Below are 23,141 nucleotides of genomic sequence, written 5' to 3'. Positions count from 1 at the left end.
TGGGGTTCCGGTTTCGAAGGCCCTCCTTGGCACGATCCGCCGGATTTTTCTCGCAAATTATTTCCGCAGCCCTGTCGGGGCAGGGCATAGTGGATCGTCTTCACAATAAGCATTCGAGGAAGGTGCTGCCCATGCTTTATGCGATCCTTTGCTATCATGACGAGGACTTCGTCGGCTCCTGGAGCAAGGACCAGGACGAGGCCGTGATGAAGAAGCTCGCCGTGGTGCAGGAGAAGCTCACCCAGCAGGGCCGGCTTGGGCCGGTGGCCAGGCTGCTGCCGACCACCGCGGCGGCGACCTTGCGCAAGGAAGACCCGCCGCTGGTGCTCGACGGTCCGTATGCCGAGACCAAGGAGCAGTTGCTCGGCTTCTACATCGTCGACTGCAAGAACCTGGACGACGCCCTGGACGTCGCGCGCGACCTCGGAGCTGCCAATCCCGGCGGCGCCTATGAGGTGCGTCCCGTCGGCGTGTTCCGGCCCGGAGGAATTTCGGCGTGAGCGACACCGATACCGCCTGGATCGAGACCGCGCTGACCTCGGCGCGACCCCAGGCGGTCGGCGCACTGTTGCGCTATTTCCGCGATCTCGATATGGCCGAGGAAGCCTTTCAGAATGCGTGCCTGCGGGCGCTCAAAACCTGGCCGCAGAACGGTCCGCCACGCGATCCCGCAGCCTGGCTGATCATGGTCGGCCGCAACGTCGCGATCGACGAGGTCCGCCGCACCCGCAAGCAGCAGCCGCTGCCCGAGGACGACCAGGCGATCTCCGACCTCGACGATGCCGAAGGCGCGCTCGCCGAGCGGCTCGACGGCTCGCACTACCGCGACGATATCCTGCGGCTGATGTTCATCTGCTGCCATCCGCAATTGCCGGCGACGCAGCAGATCGCGCTGGCGCTGCGCATCGTCTCCGGCCTCACGGTGAAGCAGATCGCGCGCGCCTTCTTGGTGTCGGAGGCCGCGATGGAGCAGCGCATCACCCGCGCCAAGGCCAAGGTCGCGGAGGCGGGGACGCCGTTCGAAGCCCCGGGCGCGATCGAGCGCTCCGAGCGGCTCGCCGGTGTCGCCGCGATGATCTATCTGATCTTCAACGAGGGCTATTCGGCGAGCGGCGACACCGCCGAGATCCGCAAGCCGCTGTGCGAGGAGGCGATCCGGCTGGCGCGGCTGCTGCTCCGGCTGTTCCAGAGCGAGCCGGAGATCATGGGCCTGACGGCGCTGATCCTGTTGCAGCATGCGCGCAGTGCGGCGCGCATAGCCGCGGATGGTTCGCTGATCCTGCTCGACGACCAGGACCGCTCGCTCTGGAACCGCACCATGATCGCGGAAGGTCTCGCGCTGATCGACAAGGCGATCCGCCATCGCCGCAGCGGTCCCTACCAGATCCAGGCCGCGATTGCCGCGCTGCATGCGCGCGCCGCGACGCCCGAGGAGACCGACTGGGCTCAGATCGACCTGCTCTACGGCGCGCTGGAGGTGGTGCAGCCCTCGCCGGTGGTGACACTCAACCGCGCGGTTGCCGTGTCCAAGGTGCGCGGGCCGCAAGCCGCGCTCGACCTGATCGAGCCGCTGGCGCCGAAGCTTGCCAATTACTTCCATTTCTACGGCGTGCGCGGCGCCTTCCTGATGCAACTCGGCCGTAACGACGAAGCCCGCGTTGCCTTCGACCGCGCCATTGCCCTCGCCAACACCTCGGCCGAGGCCGCCCATATCCGCATGCACATCGATCGCCTGATCCGGGACAGCCAGCCGAAGGGGGCGAGGGCGGGTTAGCCGGTGTCCTTCCCGGCTCATCGCCCCGCGATGCCCCGGAATGACGGTCGACAATGCGGCGAAAAAATCATCTCCAACCTGTCGGCACCCGCCATCTCCCTTCGTCTTCATCCCGTATCGAGGGAGTCATTCATGCTGAAAGCTGTTGCCATTGTCGCTGTCGTGCTCGCGATCGGGATTGCGGGCGTTCTCGTTCTCGCATCGACAAAGCCCGACACGTTCCGGGTGGAGCGCTCGCTGGCGCTGAAGGCGCCGGCCGAAGCCGTCTATCCACTCGTCGCCGATTTCCACTTCTGGACCAGCTGGTCGCCCTATGAAGGGCGCGATCCCGCAATGAAGCGGACCTACGGGGGAGCTGCGGCAGGGAAGGGCGCGGCCTATGGCTGGGACGGCAACAACGATGTCGGCGCCGGCCATATGGAGATCCTCGAGGCGAGCACGCCATCGAAGCTCCGCATCAAGCTCGATTTCGAACGCCCCTTCGAGGGGCACAACACCGCCGAGTTCACCTTTGTGCCGCAAGGTGATGCCACACTGGTCACCTGGGCGATGTACGGTCCGGCTCCGTTCATGTCCAAGGTAATGCAGGTCTTCGTCAACATGGACAACATGATCGGCAAGGATTTTGAAACTGGTCTCGCCAGTCTGAAGAAGCTCACCGAGAAGTAATGCGCGTACTGCCCAGAGAAGCAAAAAGGAGAGAAACGATGCTCAACCCCTATCTGTTTTATCAGGACACTTGCGAAGCGGCGTTCAACTTCTACGCCAAGGTTCTCGGCGGCAAGATCGACGCAATGATGCGCGCCTCCGATGCACCACCGGAGATGCCTGCCACGCCCGGTCGCGAGAAGACGATCATGCATGCCCGGATGTCGCTGCCCGATGGCAGCGTGTTGATGGCCTCGGACGCGCCGGGCGAGCATTTTCACAAGCCGCAGGGGTTTTCGATCTCGCTCACGATTGCTGACCCCGCGGAGGGCGAGCGCAAGTTCAACGCGCTCGCCGACGGCGGCAGCGTCACCATGCCCTTCAGCAAGACGTTCTGGGCCAAGGGCTTCGGCATGTGCGTTGACAAGTTTGGTATTCCCTGGATGGTGAACTGCCCGGCCGAAGGCATGTGACGGGCGGCCGCCTGATGTAGTGAGGTGCGGCTTCCTCTCTTGTCATGAGAGGAGGCTCGCTCTGTCAGCGGATTGATCCGGTCGTGTCCTCGCTCGGCGGCTGGGTGACGCAGATGCGGCAGATCACGAGCTTCGAGCCGAGCTGCCGGTCGTTTTCCGCCTCGATCTCATCGTGGACCGCCCACCACGCGTCGGAATAAGGACGCAAGGTGGAGAGCACCTTTTGCCGCTCCAGATTGGGATCACTCTCTGGGGCTGCTTGATTGGCGAGGCGCCGTTTTGTGACCGCAGGACGATTGGGGTCCTGACCGAGTCCGTCCCACGCGATGGGCCGACGCTCAGCCGCGGGCGCGCTTGCGCATCCCGCGAGCGCTGCGCAAAAACTAAGCAAGACGAGAATGTGTCGAGCCATGCCGGACCTGTTGTGCGGTACGCCACGCCAATCCGCGTGGAAACTTTGCATTGCGACGCTTAAGCGGGACTTGAGGGAAAACGACGTCGCCGGCATGGCCGAAACGAGATTCGTGCTTTCGTCTTTGAGAACAGCGCGATCGTCTGTGATTCGGCGCGGATCGCATCGCACAACAACTGGCGCAAGATTAGGCTGTGAACTTCGCGCCCGAATCGCTAATCATATTCACAATACCTACAAATTAGGGCGGGCGTGACTTGGAAGGGAGCGACCGATGGCGGCGGCGCTACAAATCAATTTTGCTATGTGGGGCATGCTCATCTGCGCGAGCGTGAAGCTCGCGCCCATGATTCAGGTTGCCTTTCACTAGTGGAACGGCCAGTTTGTGACGACTGTTCGTCGGCACGCGGCGCCGTGCCTCAGCTGATGAAGAGCGCAATCAGCATGAAGCTCATGCCCATCACGACGATCATGGGAACCACAAGGTTGCGCTGTCGCGACGGCCGACGCGACTGAGGGCTTCGCGGTCGCAACGTCTCGCGCACGTGCGATGACGGCTGCGATGGTGCAAGCGAAGCCTTGGCGTCCGAGCCGATGTACTTCACATACAATTCAAGCAGCCGCAATTCGGACGTCAGGTCGATCAGGCCCTCGCGGTCACGCCGCGTCAGATCCTCGAATTCGAGGGTTTCTTCCGAGCTTAATGCGCCGAGGACGATTCGTCCCTGATCCGACAGGCGGTAGCAAAAATCGATGGCCTCCATATGCGGGCCATTTGAAAATGACTGATCTTGAAAATGTGGAACCATTCTCGTCCGCGGCCGCTCTGCCGAGATGTGACGGTCGCAGTCATTGCGATGCGTGAATCTCTCGGTGTGGCCCACATCATCATAATCGCCACCGAGAAGCTGGAAATCGCGTAAATTGGGCAAGCATTGCGAAGCTGTTGAGCGGATTTCGCGCCGCCGAGGCCGGAATTGCGGAGAATTGCCTAATCGTCGGACAGCAGAGGATTCATTGCAGTCACGCCGCCGCCTGAGGCCGAAATGTCATCGACAGCGCGGGTAGATCGCGGCGAGGTCCCGGCCCTTCAACAGGAGCAGTCGTGAGGTGAGGCCGCCGCGGCGGCTGATCCAGTCGCGGATCGGGCCGGGATAGGCCGCAAGCACGGCTTCGGATGCTTCCGGCTCGGCATAGAAACGCCCGCGCCGGTCGACCGAACGCGCGGCGTGGAAGCCGAGCACGGCGCGCTTGGTGACGCAGATTCGCTCGCCCGGCACGATGCTGAGCACGAGCGTGCACGCCGACAGGCAGGGACCGTCGATCACCACGCGCTCGCCGCTCTCGCGCACCTTCTCGAACAGGTCGAGGAACGGTCCGACTTGTCCGCCCGGGCTTTGGACGATGCGGATCTCGGCGTGGGCCGAGGTGGCGGCGAGCAAAGCTATCGACATGGCGAACAGAGCGAGGCGTCGCATGGCGTCTCCACAAACTCGATCTCGTAGGATGGGCAAAGGCGCATAAGCGCCCACGTCGTTTCTCAATCGCCCGCGATGGTGGGCACGCTACGCTTTGCCCACCCTACGAGATTTGTGCCTACCCGTTTCTTCGTTCGCCGCGCAGCGTCGGCAGGCCGATGCCCGCCGCATCGAAGCCGCCATCGACGGCCAAAATTTGGCCGGTGATGTAGCTCGCCCGTTCCGAGCACAGGAAGAAGATCGCCTCGGCGAGTTCCTCCTCCAGACCGTACCGATTGAGCGGGATGGCGTCGTGATAGTCGGCGCGGATCTCCCTGGTGTGCACTTGCTTCGCCATCGCGGTGTCGACCGGCCCGGGCGCGACCGCGTTGACGCGGATGTTGAGCGAGGCGAGCTCGACCGCGAGCTGCTTGGTGAGGTGCGCGAGCCCGGCCTTGCTGGTGCCGTAGGCCGAACGCAGCGTCGAGGCGCGAACGGCCGAAATCGAGGTGATGTTGACGATGGCGCCGCCGCCCTGCTCGCGCATCAGCGGCACGGCCGCCTTGGTGCAGAGGAAAGGACCGGTGAGATTGACCGTCATGATCCTGTTCCAGTCGGCGTCGCTGGTTTCCAGCACAGGCGCGAACACGGCGACGCCGGCATTGTTGATGAGAGCATCGAGCCGGCCGAAGCGGCTCATCACCGCGGCCATCGCAGATGCCACGGCGGCCGCGTCGGATACGTCGCAGGTGATCGCCAGCGTGGTGTCGGGACTTTGCAGCGCCGCTGCTGCGCTGGCCTGCTGCTCTCCGGCGATATCGAGCAGCGCCACGCGCCATCCTTCGGCGAGGAAGCGTTTCGCCGTGGCCAGCCCGATCCCGCGGGCGGCACCGGTGACGAGGGCAACTTTGGCCGGGGAGGAGGTCATGACGCGGTCCTTTGCTCGGACCTGCGGCATGACAGTTTAGTTGGTCCCATGCAAGGGATCGCAGGGATCAGAATTGGGGGCCGACATATCTGAGACGGCCGATGTCGGATTGTCCTTGCTCAGGAAATTCAAGCGTCGGCGTGACATGCCCGACAAGGATGCCGGCCGACACGGCCGTCTTGATGTATTTCGTCTCCCCCGCGGCCAATTGGAACGTCACCGCGTTTTCGACTTCGGTTGTCGTTGTCACGACGTATTTCCCCGGGGGACGATCGACGAAAGTGAACCCGCCAGGCACCGACCTGCCGACCACTTCGTTGTTCATCCGAATCTCGGGTTGAACAGCGTAGCCGGCAAATTCGCCCGGCCGGATGAAGTAGACTCTGCCAAGACCTGGCCTTAGCGGTGGAAGTTGAAGAGGCGGTTCATCAAGGCCTCGTGGGCTCGCGCAACTCGCCAACAAAAATCCGACAAGCAAAAGGGCCAGCGCCCCGACCTTCGACTTCATATGCCCCCGTCCCACATATTGGAGCGCCCAGCTCCAAGTCGGCGGCAAACGGCGAATGGCTAGCAATTGCCTCGCTGTTTCCGCGCCCCCAGGCTCAATTAGGCATACACGCATTGATTGTGCAATCGTTTTCCGATCGGGAGGCCGATACCGATTGCGTGCCGATATGGGCGCCCTCTCGGGCACGGATCCGAGCCGGCGAGCCGCAGTGGCGTCCGAAATAATTTCACGGGCATGTCGGCTTTGGAGGACGCCGTTCGTCTTACAAGGGAACGACGAAGCTGGTGAGGAACCGCATGCGATTCATGATGCTGATGATCCCGCTCGGCTATGAGACCGCGCCGGCGGACGTGCAGTTCGATCCCGAGCGGGTTGCCGCGATGATGCGCTACAGCGAGGATCTGAAGAATGCCGAGGTGCTGATCACCTTGGATGGCTTGCATCCACCGTCGATGGGTGCGCGCGTCTCGTTTGCGAGCGGCGCGCCTGTCGTGACCGACGGTCCCTTTGCGGAAGCCAAGGAAGTGCTGGGCGGCTACTGGATGATCGAGGTCGGCTCGCGCGATGAGGCCATCGCCTGGGCGAAGAAGTGCCCGGCCGCGGCCAACGAGATCATCGAGATCCGCCAGGTGCAGGAAATGGCCGACGTCCCGTCCGATCTGCAGGCCGCCGCCGCCGGTTTCGCGATTTGAAGACGTAAACAAGGAGAGAACCAATGAGCACCGACACCTATCTCGCTGTCTTCCTCGGCAGCAAGACCAGCCCGAAATGGGCTGCGTGGAATGCGATGTCCGAGGCCGAGCGCAAGGCGAAGGAACAGGAAGGCATGGCGGCCTGGAAGAGCTGGGTCGAAAAGCACCAGGGCGCCATCCAGGCGATGGGCGGTCCGCTCGGCAAGACCAAGAAGGTCGACGGAGGGGGCGTCACCGACATCGCCAACGAGATGGGCGCCTTCACCGTGGTCCGCGCCGCCTCGCACGAAGCGGCTGCAAAGATGTTCGAGAGCCATCCGCATTTCGCGATTTTCCCCGGTGAGCGTGTCGAGATCATGCCGGTGCTGCCGATCCCGGGCGGTTAGGCGGTTTCGTCATTCCGGGGTGGTCCGCAGGACTGAGCCCGGAATCTCGAGATTCCGGGTTCGATGCTGGCGCATCGCCCCGGAATGACGGGGGAGAGATAGTGACCTTCACCGCCGGCTCATGTAAAAGTCGTTCACATGAGCTGGCGCAAGGAGCAGCGCCGCGCCGAGCGCGGCTATCATCACGGCAATCTGAAGGAAGCACTTCTGCAGGCCGCCCTCGGGCTGATCGCCGAGAAGGGCGCGGCCGGCTTTACCTTTGCCGATGCCGCACGCATGGCCGGCGTCAGCGCCGCGGCGCCTTACCGGCATTTTCGCGATCGGGATGAATTGTTGTCCTCGATCGCCCAGCGCGGGTTCGAGCAGTTCGAAGCACGTCTCACCGCAGCCTGGGACGACGGGCGCCCCGACACCGTCACCGCGTTCGAGCGCGTCGGCCGGGCCTATCTCGCCTTCGCCCGCGAGGAGCCGGCATTCTACAATGCGATGTTCGAATCCGGCCTGCCGGTCGATGCCAATCCGGCGCTGCAGGCCGCAAGCGAACGCGCCTTTAACATCATTCGCGCTGCCGCCGAGCGGCTCGCGGCGCTCGCGCCGCCGGGCATGCCGCGTCCGCCGGCGATGATGATGGCGCTGCACATCTGGTCGATGTCGCACGGCGTCGCCTCGTTGTTCTCGCGCGGCGATGCGGCGCGACGAAAGCTGCCGATGTCGCCGGACGAGCTGCTCGAGGCCGAGGTGCTGATCTATCTGCGCGGCCTCGGCTTCCCAACCGATCGCCGGCCGGCGGGCAAGGGCGCCGAGCCGCCCCCGGTGCCGCCGGAGGCCTCCTCCGGTTCCGGCGTGCCGCCCGGCGGCGCTCCGGCTGGTCCTTGGGGCAAGCCGAAATAAAATTGCGCAAATAATCTCGAGACCGTGTCTGGCGGCCAGCTTGACAAAATCGTGGGATGGTCTAGCTATGTAAATGTTATTTACATTCACAACGGCGCTGATGCCGTGATGGAGAAGGGAAATGGCCTACACCGCTGATGTCAATCGCTGGCGCGGCCCCTCGGACCAATACCAATCCTACGAGCGGCCCCGCATGCTCGATACGCCCTGGCATCCTGGCTGGATTGCCGTGACCATCCTCGGCTTCATCATCTGGTGGCCGATCGGACTTGCCCTTCTCTTTTTCACACTCGGGAGCAGAAGAATGTCGTGCTGGAGCAATCAGGATCGCTGGCAGAACAAGATGGAGCGGATGCAGTTCAAGATGGACCGCATGCGCGACCGCATGGAGCGCCGCGGCTTCGGCTTTGGTTTCGGCCCGCCGTCCTCCGGCAACCGCGCCTTCGACGAGTACCGCTCTGAAACGCTGCGCCGTCTCGAGGAAGAGCAGGTCGAGTTCAAGAACTTCCTCGATCGTCTGCGTCACGCCAAGGACAAGGAAGAGTTCGACCAGTTCATGGCCCAGCACAAGACGCGTCCGACGCCGCCGCCGGCCGACCAGCAGCAAGGCTGAGACCTCTCAAAGCCTTCAGGCGCATGCCCCCAAAGTCCTGATGGCCCCGAGCCGCCCGCCCGCGCACCGCGCAGGCGGGCGGTTTGGTTTTCGGTGACAGAATCTGCGCGCTCCTTGTGGCTCGTCGGGGACCAGGTCGAGATCGCTGAAGGCGCCCGGTCAGCGCCGGCTGAAACGTCCGGCTCCTGTTTGCGTTCAATGTATTGGAGGTGTGGCCTCTCCGTTGAACGCCGCGCGCTTCCTGCCGCGCCTCCTCGCCATCCGCTCCTGCGAACTGAGGCCTCGATGACAAAACACCGTCTGTTGATTGCGACGTCTCTCTGTGCCTGCCTGGTTGCCCTCCCTTTGTTCGCCGCCATTGCGATGCAGGGCGACGAGTCTCAGGCCGCCGATCTCGGCTTGATCGGGGGGGTCATCCAGCTCGTGAATCGCAACTATGTCCATCCGATCGGTTCGGATGAGCTGACCAAGGACGTGCTCAAGGGCATGCTCAACCGGCTCGACCCGCACTCCGATTACATGGACGAGGGTGAATTCAAGCAGTCTCAGGCCGACATGGCGGGCCGATTCGGCGGTTTGGGCATCCAGATAAGCGAACAGGACGGCTTGCCGAAGGTCATTTCGCCGATTGACGGCACACCTGCGGCGCGTGCCGGAATCGAGCCGGGTGACCAGATCCTCCTGATCGACCACGTCAGCGCGCGCGGCATGCCTCTGAGCAAGGTGGTCGCGGTGTTGCGCGGCAATCCGGGCTCGAGCGTGACACTGACGCTGCTCCGCGGCAAACAGGAGCCGCTGGAGGTCACCTTGACGCGGGAAATCATCAATGTGGAATCGGTCAAGTGGAAGCTGGAGCCGGACGGCGTGGGCTACGTTCGCATCAGCCAGTTCGGCGAAGACACCTCCAGCGGATTCAAGAGCGCGCTAGAAAGTCTTCAACGCGAGTCCAGTGGCAAGCTGAAAGGACTCTTGGTCGATCTGCGCAACGATCCGGGCGGACTGCTGACGGCTGCCATCGACGTCGCGGGCGACCTCCTCGATGGCGGCACGGTGGTGAGCATCCGTGGGCGGGATGCCAGCGAGAATCACAGCTTTGCCGCACCCGGCCACGGCGACATGCTTGCCGGGGTTCCGGTTGTGGTGCTCATCAACGGCGCTTCCGCCTCGGCATCGGAAATCGTAGCCGGCGCTTTACAGGACCGTCATCGCGCCACGGTGATGGGCACCCAGAGCTTTGGCAAGGGATCGGTGCAGACTGTGATCCCGCTGAAGGGGCACGGTGCGGTCAGGTTGACGACAGCGCTCTATTACACGCCGTCCGGTCGCTCGATCCAAGATGAAGGGATTGCGCCCGACGTCGTAGCGGAGGCGCCCAAGGATCAGCAGATCGCGGGTGGCGCAGTGCTGCGGGAAAGCTCGCTCACCGGCGCACTGGCCAACCCGGGCTCGCTCAACGGGAGCCCGGCGCAGGCGCAAACCGGCCAGGCCAAGCCGATCTCGTCACCGCCGATCAAGGCGGAGCTGATCGGGAAGCCCGACGACGCGCAACTCAAGCTGGCGCTGGCCTATCTCGATCACAGCAATCAAAGCAACGGGCCGGCACGGTGAGGGGGAGGAGGCGCGCCTGTGAGACTCACGCGCGCGCCGTTTGGCCGGGCGATGGCCTTTCAGATCACCTTGGCCACCCGGGCGCGAACCGAGGTCAGAAAATGTTCGTAGGCGTGATCGACGATTTCGTTGAGCGATCGCGTTCGCGCAAACATCGATCGAGCCTCCGCGAGAAACTCCTCGCGGCTCGGTATCTTCGGCAGATGCAGATGCGTCAGCGCGTCGACGCCTTCATGGGCCCGGTTGAGGATATCGTGCAGCGACGGCAGTTGGAGTTGGGCGCGATCAGCCCGGTGCAGCGCCGACGAGATCGCGTGCGCCAGAGCGTGCGCATCAAATCGCCCGGCAAGGTCGCGGGCGGCGCGCTTGATGACGCGGGCGCCGAGCGGCTGCTCGTTGCGCAGCACCAGCTCGGGCGGCGCCTTCATGTTCCAGACGATTCCGGACCAGGACAGGACCTTTAGCACATAGTAGGTCACGTCGACTTCCCACCAGCGAAAGCCCTGTCGGACGCTGCTCTGGTAGGCGTGGTGATTGTTGTGCCAGCCTTCACCCAAGGTGAGCAGCGCCAGCAGCCAGTTGTTGCGGGAATCGTCACCCGTCACGTAGCGCTTGCGTCCATGCACATGGGCGAGCGAATTGATGCAGAAGGTCGCGTGATAGAGCAGCACCGTGCTCCACAGGAAGCCGACGACCAGGCCGGGCCATCCCGCCAGCAGGAAGCAGAGCACCGCAAGCGTCGCGGCCGGCAGCAGCTCCAGCCGATGCAGCCACATCAGCTCCGGAAAAACCGTGAGATCGCCAACCTTGACGAGATCGGTCGCGTCGTGCTGCCGGTGAAAGATCCAGCCGACATGACTGTAGAGGAAGCCGCGGTGACGCGGTGAATGCACGTCGTGTTCAGTATCGGAATGCAGATGATGGTGCCGATGCTTGGCCGCCCACCACAGCACGCTCTTCTGTGCGCTGCTCTGTGCGACGCAGGCCAGGATGAATTGAAACACCCGGCTGGTCGCAAAAGCCCGATGGGAGAAATAGCGGTGGTAGCCGGCCCCGATTCCAAACATGCGCACGACATAGAGCGAACCGCAGACCGCAAGCGCCTGCCAGGTGATTCCCGACCAGATCGCCGCGAGGCAGCCGAGATGGACCAGCAGGAACGGCACGGCGGAGGGGTACATGATGTCGTCGTGGTGGTCGTCGGCGGGCGCGTGGGTCGGCATGTGTTGGCGTAACCTCGGAACGGTCTCTGGGATTTGCTTCGGCCGGGCCGAAGGCGATCGGGTACGAAAAGCCCGCGGATGGCGGACCACCGCGGGCCTGGACGATATAGTTTGCGTGCGCATCCCCGGCCGATGCAGCATCAGCCGGGAATTTGCGGGACTATATGGTCGCGGACGTCTGGCATACAAGCTCGTAGCCTTACGGAGCTCAGATGGCCCGTAACGATTCGCAGCTCTCGGCAGTGCCGTGGCTGCGCTTGACGCGCTGTTCGCTCAAGCGGCGTGGCGGTGACTCTCGCCGCCATGATGCGGCGTGACCGGCTCCGAACTGGTCTGGCCCGGCGCGTCCAGCACGGCGATGTGATGGCGGTAGACCATCTCCCAGCCCTTCCATCCCGTGAACAGGAGGATGCCGACCACGACCAGCGAGAGCACCACGCCCCACGGCTTGATCGCGGCCTCGGTGCCTTGCGCATAGCGCAGATAGAAATTGACCAGGGCCAGCACGACCGCGGCAAGGTTGCCGACCATGTGGTACCAGGCATCGTTGAGGCTGCGAATGCGGGCGTCGTTGAAGAAGTCCGTGAAGCCGGCTGCTGCCGCGACCAGCGCCATGACGATGCCGGCGCCGATCAGCCACATCGCGGCGCGGGCCCAGAAGGCGTCGCCGGTTCCGACAAAGGCCAGGTCGGCAATGGGCGCGCCGACCAGGAACGCCACGGGGAAGGGGATGATCATGGGGTGGAGTGGATGGTCGCCGATGGCGGCGGTCGTCTTGGGGTTGATGCTCATGGCAAATCCTCGCCAAAAGTGATTTTCGGGATAATTTGCCGGGGGGAGCACTGGTTCCTGCGAGCGGGGAAGGGCCGGGGAGCAAGCGGAACTCTGGTCTCCGGACGCAGTGCAGCGTCTCTTCGACGATGCGCTGCAAAGCCGGGGCACGGGGCCCTCTCCCATCCCTCTGGACGGCTTTGCTTTCCCGGAACCAAATTCGTCCCTGGTAACCCGGCATTAACTATCGCCGGGCTCTGGTATTCATGGACAATCGCGCCCGGAGCCGTCGTCGAGGCCCATAGTTTTGACATCTTGGCAGGGAATGCAGGCGGCGGCTTTGGACGAGCCCCTGCATCCCAGAAAGACAAGGCTTTGAGCGGGCTTGCCGGCCGCGCCGGTTCTAGCGCGGCTAAAGGGGAACCGGCCGCCATTTGGCCGACCGGGACATAGGTAACGATCGCCTTGAGAGGATATTTTAGATGAATCCGGCCGACGTGGCTCAGTCCGCCCTTCCGGTTGCCGCCTCCGCCGACGTGTCGCTGATCGCGCTGTTCTGGCAGGCTCACTGGATCGTGAAATGCGTCATGCTGGGCCTGTTGTCCTGCTCGGTCTGGGTCTGGGCGATCGCGATCGACAAGATCTTCCTTTACGCGCGCACGCGGCGTTCGATGGATCGGTTCGAGCAGGCATTCTGGTCCGGCGAGTCGATCGAGGAGCTCTATCGCACGCTTTCGGCCAAGCCGACCCATTCGATGGCGGCCTGCTTCGTCGCCGCGATGCGCGAGTGGAAGCGCTCGTTCGAGAGCCACGCCCGCTCGGTCGCGGGCTTGCAGATGCGCATCGACAAGGTCATGAACGTCTCGATCGCCCGCGAGGTCGAGCGGCTGGAGCGCCGGCTGCTGGTGCTCGCGACGGTCGGCTCCGCCGGACCCTTTGTCGGCCTGTTCGGCACGGTCTGGGGCATCATGTCGAGCTTTCAGTCGATCGCGGCGTCGAAAAATACCTCTCTGGCGGTGGTGGCACCCGGTATCGCGGAAGCGCTGTTTGCGACCGCGGTCGGCCTTATCGCCGCCATTCCTGCCACTATCTTCTACAATAAGTTCACCTCCGAGGTGAACCGGCAGGCCCAGCGGCTCGAGGGCTTCGCTGATGAATTTTCGGCCATCCTGTCCCGCCAGATCGACGAGCGGGGCTGACGGGCGGCATGTATGCGGCATGTGTAGTGTGAAGGCGAGATTGGGCACCAAGCCATGGGCATGAACGTTGCGAGTTCGTCCGGAGGCGGCGGCCGTCGCAGCCGGCGCAAGCCGGTCATGGCCGAGATCAACGTCACGCCGATGGTCGACGTGATGCTGGTGCTGCTCATCATCTTCATGGTGTCGGCGCCGTTGCTCACCGTGGGAGTGCCGCTCGACCTGCCGCAGACCCAGGCCAAGAGCCTCGACCAGAACGACCAGAAGCCGCTCCAGATGTCGGTCGACATCAAGGGCAAGGTGTTCATCAACGACACCGAGGTCGCGCTGACCGATCTGATCCCGAAGCTGAAGGCGATCACCGACGCGCGTGGCGGGCTCGAGGAACGCATCTATCTGCGCGCCGACAAGAAGGCGGATTACGGCACGGTGGCGCGGGTGATGGGCCTGTTGTCCGGCGCCGGGTTCAAGAAGCTGGCGCTCGTCACGGAAGCGGATCAGGGATCCTAAGCCGGTGAAGGTGAACGTCGACAAGACACTCGTTGCGTCGATTGCCCTCCACGTCCTCGTGCTGGGATGGGGGCTGCTGACCTTCAGCAGCAAAGCCTTCATCGCGCCGGAAGAGTCGCTTCCGATCGACATCATCTCCAGCGACCAGCTGGCGCAGATCACCAACGGGCAGAAGACCGGCAAGAAAGAAGAGCCGAAGCCCAAGGTCGAGAAGATCGCCGAGGCCAAGCCCGAGGAAGACGCCGTCGGCAAGGTCACCGAGAAGAAAGAGCTGATCAAGACCAACTCGACCCCCGATACGCCGCCGCCGAAGCCCGTCGAAAAGCCGGTCGAGAAGAAGCCCGATCCGCCGAAGCCGGTCGCCGAGGCCAAGCCGAAGGAAGAGCCGAAGCCGCAGGAAAAGAAGCCTGATCCGGCCAAGGAAGATCCGATCGCGGAGCTGCAAAAGAAGCTGGAGACCAAGAAGCCGCCGCCGAAGCCGGTGGAGCAGAAGGTCGCGGCGGTGCAGCCGCAGCAGCAACCGAAGCCGAAGGAGCGTACCTTCGATCCCGCGCAGATTGCCCGCGACCTCGACAAGCGGGCCGCGACCCGGCACGAACTTGCCGGCTCGGCGCTGAATGCGTCGGCCTCGCTGGGCTCGACTTCAGGGACAGCCGCTACCAATGTCGCGACCTGGCAAGGTGCGTTCCAGGGCGCAGTCAAGCGCTGCTTCACGCCGACCTATAACGGGCAGGATGCCAACCAGTACGAAGCCGACATCGACATTCCCATGAGGATCGACGGATCGCTCGCGTCCGAGCCCGTCATTGTCGCGGTGCGCGGACCGTCGCGGTCGATCGCCCAGGCGGTGGCGGAGAGCGCCAAGCGCGCGATCGTGCAGTGCCAGGTCTATTCGTTCCTGCCGAAGCAGCAATACGACAGCTGGAAGGTCATTCCCATGACTTTCGGCCTTAAAGACATGTTGTGACATCCGAACAAAAGAATTTTGCGATGAATGACGTCCGATCGATGAACCGCCGCCGCTTCATGACCCTGACGGGATCGACGCTCGCGATGCTCGGGGGCGGACATGCCTTGGCTCAAGGCCAGCCGCGGCTTCGCATCGATCCCACCGAGTTCCGCCCGATCCCGATCGCGGTCACGAATTTCGTGCCGGGCACTCCGGCCGACGGCGATGTCAGCAACGGCGTCACGCAGGTCATCACCAACAATCTGAAGCGCTCGGGACTGTTTGCCCCGATCGATCAGGCCGCCTTCATCGAGCGCATCAGCAACATCGACGTCGCGCCGCAATTCCAGAACTGGAAAACCCTCAACGCCCAGGCCCTCGTCACCGGCCGCATGACCCGACAGCCGGACGGCCGGCTCAAGGCCGAATTTCGCCTGTGGGACGTCGTCACCGGCCAGCAGCTCGCGGGCCAGCAATATTTCACCTCGCCGGAATATTGGCGCCGGATCGCTCACATCATCTCCGACCAGATCTACGAGCAGATGACCGGCGAGAAGGGCTATTTCGACAGCCGCGTCGTGTTCGTCGACGAGTCCGGGCCGAAGGAGCGCCGCGTCAAGCGGCTCGCGATGATGGACCAGGACGGCGCCAATGTGCGCTATCTCACCCGCGGCTCCGACCTCGTGCTCACGCCGCGCTTCTCGCCGAACTCGCAAGAGATCACCTATATGGAGTTCGGCCAGGGCGATCCGAAGGTCTATCTCTTCAACATCGAAACCGGCCAGCGCGAGATCGTCGGCAACTTCCCCGGCATGACCTTTGCGCCGCGCTTCTCGCCGGACGGCCAGCGCGTCATCATGAGCCTGCAGCAGGGCGGCAATTCCAACCTGTTCGTGATGGATCTGCGCTCGCGCTCGACCACGCGTCTCACCGACACGCCGGCGATCGACACGTCCCCGTCCTACTCGCCTGATGGTACCCGCATCTGCTTCGAATCCGATCGCGGCGGCAGGTCGCAGATCTATGTGATGGCGGCGGGCGGCGGACAGGCGCAGCGCATCTCCTTCTCCAAGGACGACAACAACGCCACCTATTCGACGCCGGTGTGGTCACCGCGCGGCGATTACATCGCCTTCACCCGGCAGGGCGGCGGCCAATTCTCGATCGGCGTCATGAAGCCTGACGGCAGCGGCGAGCGGCTGCTCACGTCAGGCTTCCACAATGAAGGCCCGACCTTCTCGCCGAACGGCCGCGTGGTGATGTTCTTCCGCGATCCCGGCGGCAATTCCGGACCGTCGCTGTTCAGCGTCGATATCTCCGGTCGCTTCGAACAGAAGGTTCCGACGCCGGGCTTCGCCTCCGATCCGGCATGGTCGCCGCTGCTCTCGGCGACGGCGGGCCAGTAGATCGATCGCGCGCCGCAACGCGCGATCTTCTCGAAAAAAGAAAGCCGATTTTCCGCTTTCTGCGAACGCAGCAAGGTTTCCTTCACCTTGCGCTCGGCAAGGCTTGCCTAGCTGCTTGATTTTTCAGCAGAAATATCTTCGCTATTGCCGAAAAACAACTCGACTTTAACGATGTTCCCTCAGAAAGGCTTCATCTGGTCTGGGTAAGACTACGTCCCAAACAGGACGCGCGTACAAACAACAGATGCAGCTCGCAAGCCATAGCGGAGAGCCGGAACAGCGGCCGCCGAAAACTTCGGCGGCGCAAATCGATTCGCTATTCGAAGCGCCTGGCCCGCTGCTGGCGGGTCTCATTTTCGTGTCGATCGGTGCGAGCCTGACCGCGCTGAAGACGGGCGAGCCGCTGATCTGGGCGTGCGTGGCGCTTCTTGTCCTGGCTGGTACCGCGCGGGCCATCGACTTGCATCGCTATCAGGCCCGCAAGACGATCATGACGGCCGAGGCGGCCGAGCGCTGGCAGAAGCGCTACCAGATTGGCGCGAGGATTCAGGCGGCAGCGATCGGCATCTGGTGCGCCACCGCCCTTCTGGCCACGGACGATGCCGTCGCCCACATGATCGCCTTGTCGGTCACGACCGGGATCGCGGCGGGCGGCGCGGGCAGGGCGTACGGCCGGCCGGCAATTTTCCATCTTCAGGCCATGCTCATATTCGGTCCAGCGGTGCTCGCATTGGCGCTGCGTGGAACGCCCTACTACATCGCGATGGCCCTGGTGAGCGCTGCCTTCCTGGTGGCGATCATGCAGCTCTCGGTGAACCTGCACAGGATCTTCATGGGGGCCGTGGTGGCCCGTGAGCGCGAGGCCGCGCTCGCCGGACAGTTCGATACGGCGCTGAACAACATGCCGCACGGACTCTGCATGTTCGGTGTCGACGGACAGCTTGCGGTCATGAACTACCGGTTCGCCGCGATGATGAACCTGCCTGAAGTTCTCACGCAGAACGGCACCAGCGCGCGCGACGTCGTCGGGGCGTGCGTCGGCGCCAGATCCATCTCGGCTGCAAGCGGCGAACGCATCGTTGCGGACATCGAGAGATCGCAGGCCGAAGAGATCGTTACCGTCGATCTCAATCCGCAACGAAACCGCTCGCTGTCCTGGACCGTGCAGCCGATGGCCGATGGTGGCGCCGTGGTGTTGCTCGAGGACATCACGGAGCGGCGCAACGCCGAGGCCAAGATCACGCATCTGGCCCGTTACGACGATCTCACCGCGCTGCCCAACCGGGTCCATTTCCGTGATGAGATCGAGCGTCTGCTCGCCCACTCGAACCATTCCGAACGGCTCTCCGCGCTGCTGTTCGTCGATCTCGACCAGTTCAAGCAGGTCAACGACACACTCGGTCATCCCTGCGGCGACCAGCTCCTGTGCGCGGTCGCCAACCGTTTGCGCGAGATGTTGCGGCCGGAGGATTTCGTCGCCCGCTTCGGCGGCGACGAGTTCGTCGTGTTCCAGCAGAACATCAATGCGCCCGAAGACGCTGCGAGCCTCGCCCGCCGCATCGTCGAGCGGCTCAGCGAGCGCTATCGCATCGACAATCATCTGGTGGAGATCGGCGCCAGCGTCGGCATCGCGCTGACGTCGCCGGAGAGTGCCAGCGCCGACATTCTGCTCAAGAATGCCGACATGGCGCTATACCGGGCCAAGGCCGACGGCCGCGGTACCTTCTGCTTCTTCCGTGACGAGATGGCGGCGACGGTCGAGGCGCGCCGCACCCTCGAGCTCGACCTGCGCAAGGCGCTCGCCAACGAAGAGTTCGAGCTGTTCTATCAGCCGCTGGTCAATCTGAAGTCGGGCAAGATCACCACCTGCGAGGCACTGTTGCGCTGGAATCATCCGGTGCGCGGTACCGTCTCTCCGATCGACATCATTCCGGTTGCCGAGGACATGGGCCTGATCGTCGATCTCGGCCGCTGGATCCTGCGCCGTGCCTGCATGGAATGCATGAAGTGGCCGGAGGGCGTCAGCGTCGCCGTCAACTTCTCGCCGCAGCAATTCCATCAGCGCGACGTGCTGAGCGAGATCCGTTATGCGCTCGAAGTCTCCGGCCTGCCGGCTCATCGCCTCGAGATCGAGATCACCGAATCCTCACTGCTGCGCAACACCCAGCTCACCCACGACATCCTGTCGCAGCTGCATGCGCTCGGCGTGCGCATCTCGCTGGACGATTTCGGCACCGGCTATTCGAGCCTCAGCTATTTGCACAATTTCCCGATGCAGAAGGTCAAGATCGACCGCTCCTTCCTGGAGGGTATCGACACGGACCGTCCGTTGACGCTGCTGCGTGGCGTGGCGCGGCTGTCGGCCGACCTCGGCATGTCGGTCGTGGTCGAGGGCATCGAGACCAACGAGCAGCTCGAGCTGATCAGCGCCGACGGCACCGTGACCGAAGGGCAGGGGTACCTGTTCAGCCGGCCCGTTCCGGCCGTGCGAGTCCGGCAGTTGCTCAACGCCTCCTATGGCCGTCGCATGCCTGACGACCAGATCACGATCGTGTCGTCGCGATCAATCGCCTGATCCATTCCTGACACTCCTTCGCCAAAATCAGCTCTCGCGTGCCGTAGTCTTGCGGGCCGCAAAGGTTAACCCTAACGATTCTAAGGCTTTGCAATTCTGTTAAGGAACCATTAATCTTCGGCCACTCGCGGAAGTTGCTTGGAGTTTTGAGGTACCAGATGAAGTCCGGAGCCGAACCGAACGCGGCGCATCTTCCACGAGGCGCCGCGTTATTTGACCGCATCGACTACCGGCTCATCGAGACTCCCGAGGACAAGGACAGTCTGTACCTGATGCGCTACCGGGCCTATCTGCAGGCCGGTTTGATCGAGCCGTCAGCTTCACTGCGCGTCACCGATCGCTTCGACGAAACGCCGAACACCTGGAATTTCGGGATCTATGTTGACGGAGAGCTCTGCAGCTCCGTCCGCATCCACCTTCTGACGTCCGAATGGCGGATGTCCTATACGACCGAAGTCTTCGGCGACGTCCTGCACCCCCGCCTCGATCGCGGCGAGGTTTTTGTCGATCCGTGTCGGTTTGTTGCGGATCCCGACAAGCAGCAGCGCTTTCCCGAATTGCCGTATCTGACGGTGCGCCTCGCCTTTGTCGCGTGCGATCATTTCAATGCCGACACCGGCCTTGCGATGATACGGACCGACCATCAGGCGTTTTACCGCCGCGTCTTCCTGCACGAGACCATTTCGCCCGAGCCGCGGGGGTTTCCGGGGTGGCCGACCAAGAAGGCGGTTCTGATGGCCACCGACGTCCGGAGGCAGCGGGATCGGGTTCTGGCCCGCTTTCCCATCATGCGCTCCAGCGCGTTCGAGCGGCGCATGCTGTTTGAACGCAGTCCCCGCCAGGCAGCCCCCCGCCCGATGCTGCTGACCACCCCGCGGACTCTCGATGTGGCGGCTCCGGCACTCGGTTCCATCTATTAGGCCATCCACTCTCCACGGCCGTCCAAATCCGCGAAAGCGGGCATTTTGCCTGTCGATGCGGCTTGCCTTCACCCTCGCGCCACATTTACAACGCATTAACCATGACGGGTGCTTTTCGCTGGTTGGGGGCATTTGACCGGCTGAGGCAAGGTTCCGATAAGGTTGACGGAACGTTCGCTTAACCAACCCCCTGTAGACCGGACGGCAGTGGACGAACGTGAGCGTGGAGGCTCCGGAATGAAATATCCTATGCGTATCCTCCAGGGATTGAAGCTGGCTGCAGTGGTCGCAATCGCGCTGTCGATGGGCGCCTGCGCCAAGCAGAATGCGGGCCTGGACGCCAATGCGAGCGCGGCGACGCCGGGCAGCCAGCAGGACTTCGTCGTGAACGTGGGCGACCGCGTGTTCTTCGAGAGCGACCAGACCGACCTGACCCCGCAGGCGATCGTGACCCTGGAGAAGCAGGCGCAGTGGCTGCAGACCTATCCGCGCTATTCCTTCACCATCGAAGGTCACGCCGACGAGCGCGGCACCCGCGAGTACAACATCGCGCTCGGCGCACGCCGTGCCCAGTCGGTGCGCTCGTTCCTCGCCTCCCGCGGCATCGATCCCAACCGCATGCGCACGATCTCCTATGGCAAGGAGCGGCCGGTGGCGGTCTGTAACGACATCTCCTGCTGGTCGCAGAACCGTCGTGCTGTGACCGTGCTGAACGCGAGCTCCTGACGCTTCAGGCGCCGTTCATCTTTGGAAACCGAATATGCCGGCGCCCTCACGGGCGCCGGTTTCGTTTCAGCGACCTGTGATTTAAAACCGCTTGGTGGCAGTCACAGTTTTGGCGTACTCCCCTTCAATGTGTGGCGCGTCGCATGTTCCGTCGCAGGCCATTTCGCTTTCGTCGTCAGGGCAAGATGTCATCCAGATTTAAGGTCTTTACCGGCACCGTGGCCATCGCCGCGCTGCTCCCCTTGTGCACGCCTGTCTTTGCGCAGACGGACGATGATCCCGAGATGCGGATCGAGCGGCTGGAGAACCAGCTGCGCCAGCTCACCGGACAGAACGAAGAGCTGCAATATCGCAACCGCCAGCTCGAGGATCGCATCCGCCAGCTCGAAGGCGGCGCGCAAGGCGCGCCCGGGCAGGCGCCCAATGCCGCCGCGATGCCGCCGGCCCAGATCGCACCGAACCAGGTCGCCCCCGGCTATCGCCAGCCGCCGCAGCAGCAGGCGGTGCAGCCGAATTACGAGCAGCCGCAGATCGCCTCTCCCGCACCGATCGTCCAGGAGCAGCCCGGCCCCGGCGCGCCCGGCAGCCGCCGGCGCGGGGATGCGTTCGACCCGAACCAGAATCCGAGTGCACCCGGTGCGCCGCGGGCGCTGGGCGGCGGCCAGCAGCCGCTCGATCTCAGCGCCAATGGCGGCCGCTATCCGCAGGCCGCAGCGGCGCCGACCCAGCAGGCCTATCCACCCGCCCAGCAGGGCTATCCGCCTGCCCAGCAAGGCAATCCCGCGCAGGGTGGTGGCCCGGCTCTGGCGACATTGCCGCCGTCGGCCACGCCGCGCGACGAGTTCGATCTCGGCATCGGCTATATGCAGCGCAAGGACTATGCGCTGGCCGAGCAGACCATGAAGAATTTCGCCGGCAAATATCCCAACGACCCGCTGCTCGGCGATGCGCAATACTGGCTCGGCGAAAGCTATTTCCAGCGCCAGCAATATCGCGATGCCGCCGAATCCTTTCTCGCCGTCACGACGAAATACGACAAATCGGCCAAGGCGCCGGATGCACTGCTGCGGCTCGGCCAGTCGCTCGCAGCGCTGAAGGAGAAGGAGGCGGCCTGCGCCGCTTTCGGCGAGGTCGGCCGCAAATATCCACGCGCCTCGGCCGGCGTCAAATCCGCCGTCGACCGCGAGCAGAAGCGGGTGAAGTGCTGAACTGCGGCGGCGCTCGCTGACAAGGCGCATGGCGCTGCGCTAGACTTGCGCCGCCATTCGCCGCTGTCAGGGCCGCGTCATGTCAGACGACGACAATTCTCCGATCTCCGCGCGTGCGGCGAAGCAGCTCTTCGCCGAGTTCAAAAGCGCGCCGGCGCTGGTGCTCGCGGTGTCCGGCGGCCCCGACTCTGTCGCGCTGATGTGGCTCGCGGCGCGCTGGCGGCGCAGCCTTGCGCGCGGCCCGGAGCTCAACGTGGTCACCGTCGATCACGGCCTGCGGACCGAGGCGGCGCGCGAGGCGCGCGAGGTCAAACGGCTCGCGACCGAGCTCGGCCTTGGCCACCGGACGCTGCGCTGGCGCGGCGCCAAGCCGACGACGGGATTGCCCGCCGCCGCGCGCGAAGCGCGCTATCGCCTGCTGGCGCAGGCCGCACGCAGTGCCGGCGCGAGCCACGTGCTGACGGCCCATACCCGCGACGACCAGGCCGAGACGCTTCTGATGCGGCTGCTGCGCGGCAGCGGCATTGCCGGGCTGTCGGCGATGGCGCGCCTGTCGATGCGCGACGGCATCGTGCTGGCGCGGCCGCTGCTCGACGTGCCGAAATCGCAGCTGATCGCGACCCTGAAGCGGGCCAGCACCGGCTTCGTTGAGGACCCCACCAACCACGACGCCTCTTTCACGCGGCCGCGGCTGCGGGCGCTGCTGCCCCAGCTCGCGGCCGAGGGCGGCGATATCAGAACCTTCGCGCGGCTCTCGGCGCGGCTTGCCCGGGCGAACGCGGCCGTCGAGGTGCTGACCGACGGCGCCGAGCGTTTCCTCCGCCTGCGGGATCGCGGCCCTGCGCCGCAGCCGGGCGTTCGCAGCTTCGAGGCCTCGTCCTTCGCAAACCTGCCGGAAGAAGTCCGGCTGCGACTGCTGCTGCGGGCCATCAACGCCCACGGGCACGAAGGGCCGCCGGAACTCGGCAAGGTCGAGGCCCTGCTGGCCGCGCTCGATCAGGCGGTGGAGCTGTCGATGACCGGAAGGCCCCGCATCGGCGCAAACGACCGTGCCCTTTTGAAGCAGACCCTTGCCGGAGCCTTGATCAGCCTTGCCGGGGGGCGTATCCACATCGCGCCTGCGCCGGCCCGGCGGTCCAAAGCGGGATCCAGGGGCGAATGAGGGCGGATCATGACACCGGCTGTTTCCGCAGCCTGCCGTCAGGACACCTTAACCAGGCAGGAAAAACCCCGCCTCGGGCGCCATTATTTCAGCGGGAATCGCGCT

General features: G+C 64.0%; 25 protein-coding genes. 18 read left to right on the top strand and 7 right to left on the bottom strand.

Annotated features, from left to right (window positions below; translation table 11 throughout):
• Window positions 1-131 precede the first annotated feature (131 nt).
• The 4 genes from IF809_RS05995 (at window position 132) to IF809_RS05980 (ending at window position 2,895) form a co-directional block, all read left to right on the top strand.
• On the top strand, window positions 132-500 hold the full coding sequence (locus IF809_RS05995) for a YciI family protein (protein ID WP_092293391.1): 369 nt from the start codon (window positions 132-134) through the stop codon (window positions 498-500).
• Complete coding sequence (locus IF809_RS05990; protein ID WP_462837081.1) at window positions 497-1,774, top strand: RNA polymerase sigma factor; 1,278 nt, start codon at window positions 497-499, stop codon at window positions 1,772-1,774. The genes IF809_RS05995 and IF809_RS05990 overlap by 4 nt, the downstream gene beginning before the upstream one ends.
• A 132-nt stretch (window positions 1,775-1,906) precedes the next feature.
• Entirely contained in the window at window positions 1,907-2,443 is a 537-nt protein-coding gene (locus tag IF809_RS05985) for an SRPBCC family protein (protein WP_453982008.1), read from the top strand.
• A 38-nt stretch (window positions 2,444-2,481) separates the two neighbouring features.
• Window positions 2,482-2,895 (top strand): VOC family protein, encoded by a 414-nt coding sequence (locus IF809_RS05980; protein WP_453982009.1) that lies wholly within the window; start codon window positions 2,482-2,484, stop codon window positions 2,893-2,895.
• A gap of 64 nt (window positions 2,896-2,959) precedes the next feature.
• On the opposite strand, the gene IF809_RS05975 is transcribed toward IF809_RS05980, so the two are convergent.
• From IF809_RS05975 to IF809_RS05955, 5 genes are all read right to left on the bottom strand, one after another.
• Window positions 2,960-3,307, bottom strand: coding sequence for a hypothetical protein (locus tag IF809_RS05975; RefSeq protein WP_128969165.1), 348 nt, complete (start codon window positions 3,305-3,307; stop codon window positions 2,960-2,962).
• 419 nt (window positions 3,308-3,726) lie between these two features.
• Window positions 3,727-4,239 carry a hypothetical protein gene (locus IF809_RS05970; RefSeq protein WP_462837080.1) on the bottom strand — a complete coding sequence of 171 codons (513 nt, stop codon included), beginning with the start codon at window positions 4,237-4,239 and terminating at the stop codon, window positions 3,727-3,729.
• Between the two features lie 117 nt (window positions 4,240-4,356).
• Window positions 4,357-4,785 carry a hypothetical protein gene (locus tag IF809_RS05965; RefSeq protein WP_128964201.1) on the bottom strand — a complete coding sequence of 143 codons (429 nt, stop codon included), beginning with the start codon at window positions 4,783-4,785 and terminating at the stop codon, window positions 4,357-4,359.
• Between the two features lie 118 nt (window positions 4,786-4,903).
• Window positions 4,904-5,692, bottom strand: a complete 789-nt coding sequence (locus tag IF809_RS05960; protein WP_128964202.1) for an SDR family NAD(P)-dependent oxidoreductase — start codon at window positions 5,690-5,692, stop codon at window positions 4,904-4,906.
• Window positions 5,693-5,759: 67 nt separating this feature from the next.
• On the bottom strand, window positions 5,760-6,200 hold the full coding sequence (locus IF809_RS05955) for a DUF2846 domain-containing protein (RefSeq protein ID WP_128964203.1): 441 nt from the start codon (window positions 6,198-6,200) through the stop codon (window positions 5,760-5,762).
• A 296-nt stretch (window positions 6,201-6,496) separates the two neighbouring features.
• On the opposite strand from IF809_RS05955, the gene IF809_RS05950 reads away from it, so the two are divergent.
• The 5 genes from IF809_RS05950 (at window position 6,497) to IF809_RS05930 (ending at window position 10,390) form a co-directional block, all read left to right on the top strand.
• Window positions 6,497-6,892 carry a YciI family protein gene (locus tag IF809_RS05950; protein WP_128964204.1) on the top strand — a complete coding sequence of 132 codons (396 nt, stop codon included), beginning with the start codon at window positions 6,497-6,499 and terminating at the stop codon, window positions 6,890-6,892.
• Window positions 6,893-6,915: 23 nt separating this feature from the next.
• Window positions 6,916-7,278, top strand: a complete 363-nt coding sequence (locus IF809_RS05945; RefSeq protein ID WP_462837079.1) for a hypothetical protein — start codon at window positions 6,916-6,918, stop codon at window positions 7,276-7,278.
• A 138-nt stretch (window positions 7,279-7,416) separates the two neighbouring features.
• Complete coding sequence (locus IF809_RS05940; RefSeq protein WP_462837078.1) at window positions 7,417-8,169, top strand: TetR/AcrR family transcriptional regulator; 753 nt, start codon at window positions 7,417-7,419, stop codon at window positions 8,167-8,169.
• Between the two features lie 121 nt (window positions 8,170-8,290).
• On the top strand, window positions 8,291-8,782 hold the full coding sequence (locus IF809_RS05935) for a DUF2852 domain-containing protein (protein ID WP_128964207.1): 492 nt from the start codon (window positions 8,291-8,293) through the stop codon (window positions 8,780-8,782).
• A gap of 285 nt (window positions 8,783-9,067) precedes the next feature.
• On the top strand, window positions 9,068-10,390 hold the full coding sequence (locus tag IF809_RS05930) for a S41 family peptidase (protein WP_453982014.1): 1,323 nt from the start codon (window positions 9,068-9,070) through the stop codon (window positions 10,388-10,390).
• A gap of 59 nt (window positions 10,391-10,449) precedes the next feature.
• Here the strand turns inward: IF809_RS05930 and IF809_RS05925 are convergent, their stop codons facing one another.
• Window positions 10,450-11,613 (bottom strand): acyl-CoA desaturase, encoded by a 1,164-nt coding sequence (locus IF809_RS05925; RefSeq protein WP_462837077.1) that lies wholly within the window; start codon window positions 11,611-11,613, stop codon window positions 10,450-10,452.
• A 273-nt stretch (window positions 11,614-11,886) separates the two neighbouring features.
• Window positions 11,887-12,405 (bottom strand): DUF2231 domain-containing protein, encoded by a 519-nt coding sequence (locus IF809_RS05920; protein WP_462837076.1) that lies wholly within the window; start codon window positions 12,403-12,405, stop codon window positions 11,887-11,889.
• A 461-nt stretch (window positions 12,406-12,866) separates the two neighbouring features.
• On the opposite strand from IF809_RS05920, the gene tolQ reads away from it, so the two are divergent.
• From tolQ to tilS, 9 genes are all read left to right on the top strand, one after another.
• Window positions 12,867-13,583: a protein TolQ gene (gene tolQ / locus IF809_RS05915; protein ID WP_027532430.1), complete on the top strand. Its 717-nt coding sequence runs from the start codon at window positions 12,867-12,869 to the stop codon at window positions 13,581-13,583.
• A 54-nt stretch (window positions 13,584-13,637) separates the two neighbouring features.
• Window positions 13,638-14,090 (top strand): protein TolR, encoded by a 453-nt coding sequence (tolR, locus tag IF809_RS05910; RefSeq protein ID WP_128964211.1) that lies wholly within the window; start codon window positions 13,638-13,640, stop codon window positions 14,088-14,090.
• Window positions 14,091-14,094: 4 nt separating this feature from the next.
• Window positions 14,095-15,057, top strand: coding sequence for a protein TolA (locus IF809_RS05905; protein ID WP_462837075.1), 963 nt, complete (start codon window positions 14,095-14,097; stop codon window positions 15,055-15,057).
• Between the two features lie 41 nt (window positions 15,058-15,098).
• On the top strand, window positions 15,099-16,445 hold the full coding sequence (gene tolB / locus IF809_RS05900) for a Tol-Pal system beta propeller repeat protein TolB (protein ID WP_128969167.1): 1,347 nt from the start codon (window positions 15,099-15,101) through the stop codon (window positions 16,443-16,445).
• A 244-nt stretch (window positions 16,446-16,689) separates the two neighbouring features.
• Window positions 16,690-19,020, top strand: coding sequence for a putative bifunctional diguanylate cyclase/phosphodiesterase (locus tag IF809_RS05895; RefSeq protein ID WP_462837074.1), 2,331 nt, complete (start codon window positions 16,690-16,692; stop codon window positions 19,018-19,020).
• A 158-nt stretch (window positions 19,021-19,178) separates the two neighbouring features.
• Window positions 19,179-19,940, top strand: coding sequence for an N-acyl amino acid synthase FeeM domain-containing protein (locus IF809_RS05890; RefSeq protein ID WP_453982019.1), 762 nt, complete (start codon window positions 19,179-19,181; stop codon window positions 19,938-19,940).
• A gap of 237 nt (window positions 19,941-20,177) precedes the next feature.
• Window positions 20,178-20,666, top strand: coding sequence for a peptidoglycan-associated lipoprotein Pal (gene pal / locus IF809_RS05885; RefSeq protein ID WP_128964215.1), 489 nt, complete (start codon window positions 20,178-20,180; stop codon window positions 20,664-20,666).
• Between the two features lie 185 nt (window positions 20,667-20,851).
• Entirely contained in the window at window positions 20,852-21,874 is a 1,023-nt protein-coding gene (ybgF, locus tag IF809_RS05880; protein ID WP_128964216.1) for a tol-pal system protein YbgF, read from the top strand.
• Between the two features lie 79 nt (window positions 21,875-21,953).
• Window positions 21,954-23,036, top strand: a complete 1,083-nt coding sequence (gene tilS / locus IF809_RS05875; RefSeq protein ID WP_462837073.1) for a tRNA lysidine(34) synthetase TilS — start codon at window positions 21,954-21,956, stop codon at window positions 23,034-23,036.
• The last annotated feature ends 105 nt before the right edge of the window (window positions 23,037-23,141 follow it).

Source organism: Bradyrhizobium sp. UFLA06-24 (genome assembly GCF_054967145.1).
The sequence above is the reverse complement of the archived record's forward strand: the minus strand, read 5'-3'. Positions and strand labels throughout refer to the sequence as shown.